General features: G+C 59.4%; 6 protein-coding genes and 1 pseudogene. 1 reads left to right on the forward strand and 6 read right to left on the reverse strand.

Annotated elements, in window-relative coordinates; all coding sequences use genetic code 11:
* Positions 1-866: 866 nt before the first annotated feature.
* From AC0L3X_RS45480 to AC0L3X_RS45500, 5 genes and pseudogenes are all read right to left on the reverse strand, one after another.
* On the reverse strand, positions 867-1,322 hold the full coding sequence (locus AC0L3X_RS45480; RefSeq protein ID WP_354134927.1) for a DUF4231 domain-containing protein: 456 nt from the start codon (positions 1,320-1,322) through the stop codon (positions 867-869).
* Complete coding sequence (locus AC0L3X_RS45485; RefSeq protein ID WP_354100745.1) at positions 1,319-1,474, reverse strand: hypothetical protein; 156 nt, start codon at positions 1,472-1,474, stop codon at positions 1,319-1,321. Before AC0L3X_RS45485 ends, AC0L3X_RS45480 begins: the two co-directional genes overlap by 4 nt.
* A 12-nt stretch (positions 1,475-1,486) precedes the next feature.
* Positions 1,487-1,710, reverse strand: a pseudogene (locus tag AC0L3X_RS45490) (TIR domain-containing protein); the annotation flags it as partial.
* Between the two features lie 375 nt (positions 1,711-2,085).
* Complete coding sequence (locus AC0L3X_RS45495) at positions 2,086-2,400, reverse strand: hypothetical protein (protein WP_201266096.1); 315 nt, start codon at positions 2,398-2,400, stop codon at positions 2,086-2,088.
* A gap of 1,948 nt (positions 2,401-4,348) precedes the next feature.
* Positions 4,349-4,612 (reverse strand): hypothetical protein, encoded by a 264-nt coding sequence (locus AC0L3X_RS45500; protein ID WP_245343917.1) that lies wholly within the window; start codon positions 4,610-4,612, stop codon positions 4,349-4,351.
* 1,059 nt (positions 4,613-5,671) lie between these two features.
* Here AC0L3X_RS45500 and AC0L3X_RS45505 point away from each other — a divergent pair.
* Positions 5,672-6,010, forward strand: coding sequence for an ATP-binding protein (locus tag AC0L3X_RS45505; RefSeq protein ID WP_144030584.1), 339 nt, complete (start codon positions 5,672-5,674; stop codon positions 6,008-6,010).
* Between the two features lie 247 nt (positions 6,011-6,257).
* Here AC0L3X_RS45505 and AC0L3X_RS45510 read toward each other — a convergent pair whose 3' ends face one another.
* On the reverse strand, positions 6,258-6,668 hold the full coding sequence (locus tag AC0L3X_RS45510) for a response regulator (RefSeq protein WP_354100731.1): 411 nt from the start codon (positions 6,666-6,668) through the stop codon (positions 6,258-6,260).
* Positions 6,669-7,106 lie beyond the last annotated feature (438 nt).

Genomic DNA, 7,106 nt, shown 5'->3' on the forward strand with positions numbered 1-7,106 from the left:
CGAAGCCGACGCGCCGAGTATAATGGCACGCCGGCGTCGCCATGCTGAATCCGGACAGGGCAACTCGTCCGGTGACGACAGCGTAATCGGGCAACCGACGAGCGCAATCGAAGGCTGAAATTAAGCTTGAGCGGTAGGGTAAACGCGGACGCTAGGTTTCAAGTGGCCGGATAAGCCAGATCGCCATCCGGATCATCAAATCTCGTCGTCCAGCTCGACGCTAAGCTGGACCAATTCCAAAGCGACATGAATCAGGCCGCCGCCATCGCGCCAGGAGTTTCAAAAGGCGGGCTTTGACCTGATTACCGACGTGGAGAACATAGATCCCGAATCTTATCTGCTGCTGCATGGAAATCCAGCGTCGTAAACGCTTCGATGGACGCCACGTTGTAGGCGGCCACGCGATATTGACAACGGTCGCAGCAAGCGGCGTGACGCAGCGCGTCGCGTACGTGTGGCCTGAAGATCAACCCGGCAAGAGGATTGAGCCGGGGCCGATAGATTGGTCCGCGTGGCAGGCGGCGGGCGGCGATTGGTAACGCGGGTGGCCTGGCGCGGCTGCAGACATCGCTGCCAACCGCGAGTTGCACGATGCGAGCGCGACAGTAGGGCGCAAGCACCGCGAACCGCAATTATGCTTTTGCCGTACCGATCACATAGCGAATCTTGCCTGCGATAGGCTGCGATCGGATTACGTTGAAGATGGTGTTTGGGTCTTCCTTTAACATTTCGATATGTTGAGAACGGAGCGTAATAGTTCCGTCTCGGAAGGGATGTTCACCGGCAGTAAGACACTTAAGGTCGGTAAGCCGTAACTCCATGTTGTTTCCTCGTTCTACTCGGTAGCTTTGCATCGGTTTTGAGAATTACCCCGTCTGTTGCTGAGGTACCTTCTTAGGGTCGTACTCCTGCCGAGTTATCCATTTCGCGTGCTCTGTTGAGACCAAAGACTCAACCCGTTCAACAAGAGCTTTGTGAGCTTCGATGTCGTTCATTCCGTCGTAAGATCCGGACCTCGCAATGAAAGAATATTTTTCGTGGCGAAGTGCCTCGCATGTTGAGCGATACGTGATCCAGTTGTGCTGCCATTGGTTCAGTTGCTGTAGGCCTTCGAGCAGCACTGCACCGGCTCCTATCGTTGCGGTCACCCAGCCATTGGCCAGCAAGGCTGTGATAGGAACCAGGCCGCTCAGGACAAATTCACACAGCTTTACTCGCTTAAACCAGCGCTGCGCAGTCCCAGACTTCGAGTCATACCACTCGATTTGCTGCTCGAGTCGCAGATAACCGGAATTCGGCTCGTCGTCGGTGGACGCTATCATTTTGCCTCGATCAGTCTCGCCAGATGATCATGATCCCACAGATACCACGGAAGGCCCAGCTGCTTTGCCAAAGCCGGCAGCCGAATGGTCTCCGGGCCGTTCTTGAGTCCCATGAAGATTAACTTGTTGCCCTTGGCGAAGCTCGTCTCCAACTCCCAGTCGACCCATGCACTTGAGTACGTGAGCGCGCTCACCATACAGACGGTAACGGACGTCCGCGCGATTTTTTCGCGAATTTTCGATTTGATGTAGCGTTCTGGCTGTCGATCGCGGTCTGCACCGACTCATCGTAAAATTCGATATCGAACTTGTCGTTCGCGGCCAGCAGACGCAGCCCATTGACCTGTGACTTATCTTCGTGGCGAAAGCTTATGAATACCCGTTTCATACTGCACCCCTGATTCGCGTGGTGGCGACGGTACCGCAACCTTGGCGCGCGCTAAATAGTCCTACGATCAATTAGGGCGCCGCCTTGCTCCGACGCAGCGGAGGATGGGCGGAAAGGGGATCGATCTGGCGGGGTAGTCGAGCGCGTCCAGGTTCGCTCGCGCTGAGGTCTACGGCAACAAATCTAAAATGATTTTAGATTTCAAGCGCTACCGCTCTCTACGCACTCGCCGCCCCGTCAACACCGCCAGAAATCCGTGAGCAAGTCGAAGTGCAGAGGGCTGGTGGCAAACCGGCTAGCAAACCAAATTCTTCCCATCGAGAAGAATTAGCGGGCGCCACCGACGTCGGCCTCACGCAAGGAGTGGCGCGCCCTCTAGTCCTCCCACTTGCTCCTTGGTGGTGGGACGATGCGAAACCGCGACGGTGGCGTATTTTCAGGAATGCTGCCACCCAACGAAATATGCTGCCAACCGTAAAAGAACGCGACCACCGCTGGCCAGAATCTGCCACCCATTAACTCGCTGATCTTGGGCAAGCCCTCCTTGGTCTCCAGGACTTTAGCGATGCGCTTCCAGTCTTTGGCGCGATCACCGAGCACAGCCCGCGCTATCTGCGCTTCGCTGGGGTAGAGGGGCAGATCGTGGATTGGCGCGCGCGGCTTGCGAGGCGATTTTTCGTTTTCGTTCATTCGTATCTCCATCCACCCGCCATCTTTGCCGCGCCAAATTCGGTCCATGACCGATTCGATCGACTGGAATGACGACACGCCCACGGCGCCTGTCGGTGATCGCAAAACTTGCATTCCCAGACGGCGGCATGACGGCGAATAGCCTTAGGCGCGAGGCTGAGCGCGGGCGGCGGTGCCGCAGAGCGTATGCCGGGAAGGACTTCACGTCGTTCCAAGCCATCGCTGAGATGCGCAAGGCGTGCCGGGTAGAGCGGAAGGAACTACCCAGCTTTCCCCACGGGGCGTTTTCGGTAAAGCGAGCGGGGGCGGTAGATGGCGGCGGAGGAAGACACGTCCAAGCTAAACGCGCTGCGCAAGCAGCTATCGAAGAGGACCAACGTCTAGCCGTAAAATCCCACGATAAAACGGGTGGCAAAGAACGCCCCAGCGGCGACGGCCACTGTCGCGCCGATCGCAAGCATCACCCTCAAGCTCTCGTCCATGGTGCCTCGCATGCAGAACGGCCCCCGCGGGGGCAACGCGGAGGCCGCTGTTGAGGCGCCTCAGGCCGGGGAAACCTGAAGCAAGAGAGAAATCTCTGGCCCGCAGGATGGTTCCTCTGCCTTTGACGGCGAAATGCGAATCAGCTCTCGGCGCTAGGGTATCTTGACGCGCAGGGCAGCGAGGCCTGCTGGCGTGATCCGGTTAGCTCCTGCCGTGCTCCCACGTTCAATCCAGCTCTTCGACAGCATGTTTGCGATGGTGCGCTGACCGGTGGGCTCAAGGGCTCTCAGTGTCAGCTCGCGACCCGCGCGTAGTTTTTGCAATGCATCTCGCTCCGAGCTGGTCGGCAGATGACTGGCACGCGCTGGCATCTATTTCTTGGCCTTCAGTCCGATCTCCACCCAGCCGGCGGATGGCCTCTGCCCTTGGCTACGGCGCCAGTCGACTAATTCCTTGGCCATGTCGGGCTGGATACGGACCATAACCGGGGCCCCGGTCACAGCAGGCCGCTTCTGTAGAAGCGTGCGATCATTCGTTGTTTTCTTCATGGAATCATGATGCCACGAAATCATGTCCTCTGAACGCTCGCGGGACGGGGGTAGGGAAATAATACCAATGACTAATCTTAGCGGCGGCGCCACCATCAAAATCGACCCATCCAGACCTTTCTTTGCGAAGACCTTTATTCCGGGCTAAGAGCTAAGTGGTTGCGACCCCGTTGTTCACAAGGGCGGTCTTCACGTCCTTCTCAAGGGGCATCCACAGACAGCCTAAACACGTGGGCCGCGAGCCACGATCGGGACGGTTTGCTCCGGCTAGAACACGCACGCGCTGCGTGGGCGAAGCGAACTTCGGATGATGAGGTGATTCTGCTTGGCGCGCGCCAGTAGGGCCGTTGACCGCGCCGCCGTAGCGCCTCACCCGCGAGGGTGGGGCGTCCCCGCTGCAACGCGCATTAACCGGCGGCTGAGCTGAAAAGCTAAGCCGAGGCGGTTTGCGGGTGTTGCGTTCGATGAACGCGAAGCGAGAGCTTCAACTTCGAAGCTTCCACCATGACAGCACCTTCGCTCCGGCCCAGTTTAGCGGCAATCTGGCCAACTGGCATCTTCCCCGCCAGGCTCTTGAGCTCGGAGATATCTTCTTCACTCCACCGCCGATGTGACTCGGGCATCTGCGATACTCCTCCTGCAATACCTCCCATCACCAGGCTGAAGGTTAAGCTCTTCGACACGCTTAGCGCGCCCTACTCAAAAGGGATAATCGAAATCACGTCCCGTGTGAGTAAATGAAAGGCTCCTGGGAAAGCGGTAGCGGGCAGCGAGAACCAATGTCAGCGCCTGACTCGGTTTAGCGAGTGCGATCCAAATTTGCGTTGTTGTGTCGTCCGCCGTCACTTGAACGACCGAAAACGAACTGCCAAACGACTCTGCCATTTCGTTCAATGCGGCAACTAGCGCCCTGGTTTCTAATCCGAGGCGACTCGATCTCGCTTTGCCGGTCCTCCTACCTGCATATTCTCCAGCGCGGTTGGCGGCTGCAGACCGGGAGAGGTCAACCATTCATTGATGTTCGCGGCAGTATCGGCCTGGCGGGCTCGTCTGAGGTAGAGCTCCCGCTGGGGGCCGGGCGGCAACTGTGCTGCGGCCTCCTTGAAGCGCGCAGCCTCTTCGGCCAGTCGCTCTTCAAATGTCTTAGCATGTTTGGTTCGGTTACGACGCTTGATGGTCATGGCTCTACTCCCTTCCGGTGAAGGCGGGAGCGCTGACCGGGCGCTCTCGTCATCGACATGTTGACCCATAATCGTCAGGTTGGCGCAGTGTTCCAACCGCACACGGCCTCCCGCTTGGCGCCAGCCGGTAGCAATCCTGCGGTCTGGCGGGCGCTCTACTTCCCGCCGTTCATGGCGTGCGCCATAGGGGCTGGGCCGCCTCGCAAATGCCTTAGCTTGGCGGGCCTCCACCGGCGCGCTCTCGCACCTCAGCTTTGGTGATTGCCTTCGTCAGCGCCTCCCAGGCAGCGCCATGGAAGGATGTCTTGTCGTCGCCATCGTATTCGAGCTGGCGAAGGGCGATGCGACAAGCAGCGAGCAGTTCGCGCTCAAAGCGCCGTGAGATCAGCCATTGCGGCGCTCCCTCACGCTGTGTGCACTGTGTGTGCACAAGGCAAAATTGCTTTTCGACGGAGCGAGGAAAATCAAAGCTAAGTCTTTGATTTGGCTTGGTGAGCGCGCTGGGGCTCGAACCCAGGACCCCGTGATTAAAAGTCATGTTCTCAGGTAGAATTCCTCGTGCACCCGCATCTGACCTGCAGACTGACCGGCTGCCGAGATAGCAACTACACTGCAGTCGCTCGCAAGGGAAGGCCGGCGAGGAGGCGCCCGTACCGCGTTAGTGGGCCCAAAACTACGGTCGTGATGCTGCGAAGATGACCGGGGTAAGGACCGTAGTTATTGCCCCTAGGCGCAAAGAAACATGCGTCAAATCAAAGCGATTGACAGGACTCCCTCTCCGCCACGGACCCTCCGAAACCGCTGAAACTCCCGCTTAACCTATAAAATAAGGCTTTCCGAAAAAGTCCGGTGGTACACGCAGGTGGTCACCGTGAGCCGTTTTCGCATGATCGAGCCGTGGGTAAATCCGCGTTCAGAGTTCTACTGGTTTCGCCGCCGCGTGCCCGTGGCGTACCGCGGATTCGGCATGCCGGCCGAGATCAAGTTTAGCTTGAAGACCAAGGATTGGGACGAGGCTGTCATTCGCGCGGCCGAAGCCAACGTCAGGATCGAGCGGGAATGGCGCTCCACCCTCGTGGGCAGGTCCCCGGACGAGATCTGGGTGCGGAGCTCGCAGGCGGCCTCGATCGGGCTGATCGTGAACGAACTCGTGACGAACTGCTTCAAGTACGCGTTTCCGGAGGCCGCCACGGCTCGGTGGAGGTCGAGCTGCGGGCCAAGGAAGGCCAAGTTCTCGTGTCGATTAGGGACGACGGGATCGGTTGCTCCGCGGAAGCGAAGAGCGGACTGGGCACCCGGCTCATCAACCTCCTCGCCACCCAGATGAAGGGAAGGGTCGCGAGAAAGCCCCTTCCGCAAGGCTGCGAGGTGCAGGTCTCGATCGCGCTCGATACCTGAGAATGGCGAAGTGTTTTCGGATTTCAACTGCAACCATGGACGGGCTCTGACGTAGACGAGTGTCGGAGCCTGCGAGAACACCATGGTCGATCGGTTGCCAAAACACCTCGAAGAACTGGACCGATTCCGCAGGCTTCGCGGAGACGACCGATCCTCTGGCCGCACGGCTGCTGCAGGACATCATAGCCGAACTCGAGGCAGATCTTAATCCGCCCCCACAGGCGAGCGGCTCGAAGAGCGATCGCACCTAGTTCCCATGCTCCGCGACAGCCGCCTGGATCGCCCGGTCAAGATCATCCACATGGAAGGGCTTGCGCAGCATGGGCCTATTCTTGAAACACTCGGGTACATCGGCTTCCCCATAGCCGCTCGCGAAAACGAACGGCACAGCTCTCTTCGCGAGAATCTCCGCCACCGGCAGGCTCGTCGATCCTCCGAGGTTGATGTCGAGGATGGCGATATCGAAGCCCGAATCGTGCGCAAGTCGTAGCGCGTCCTCGATATGCCCGGCCTCGGCGACGACGGCGTGTCCGAGCTCCTCGAGCATGTCGACGAGCATCATTCGGATCAAGGCTTCGTCTTCGACAAGAAAGATCTTCCGGGGAGATTCACGTGGATCCTTGGAGGGGCCGATGTCCGCGCAGTCCTTCGTCCGCATGCAACGCCTCGATGGGCCGCAGATGATGTTTTTGGACGAGGACGACGTCCGGATTAAGTGCCTCGGACGCTCGCTCCCCCCGCAGCGGCGACGGTCCAGTCGCCAGAGGGAAAAGGGGTAAACGACCTCGACCGGGGTCGAGGTCGCCAACCTATTGGCTAGGTTTCGCTCCCGGCTGGGGCTTGGGGGGCAAGGGTGCCGAGAGCAGGGATTCGACGCGGTGAAGTGCCGATCGTTCCCTTGCGGAGCGAAGCAGCGCTTGCAGCACTCCTTCGTACGCGTGATGAGCAGGAGCGCCGCGCGAGTTGGCGCGGCAGACTGATAAATCCGAAAGGGGGCCCCCCCCCCGGGGGGGCCCCCCCCCCCCCCCCAAAACCCCCCCCCCCCCCACGAGAGCCCCAGGGACGGCCCCCCCCCGGATAAAACAAAACACCCCAC

This window comes from Bradyrhizobium sp. MI1.7 (genome assembly GCF_055811795.1).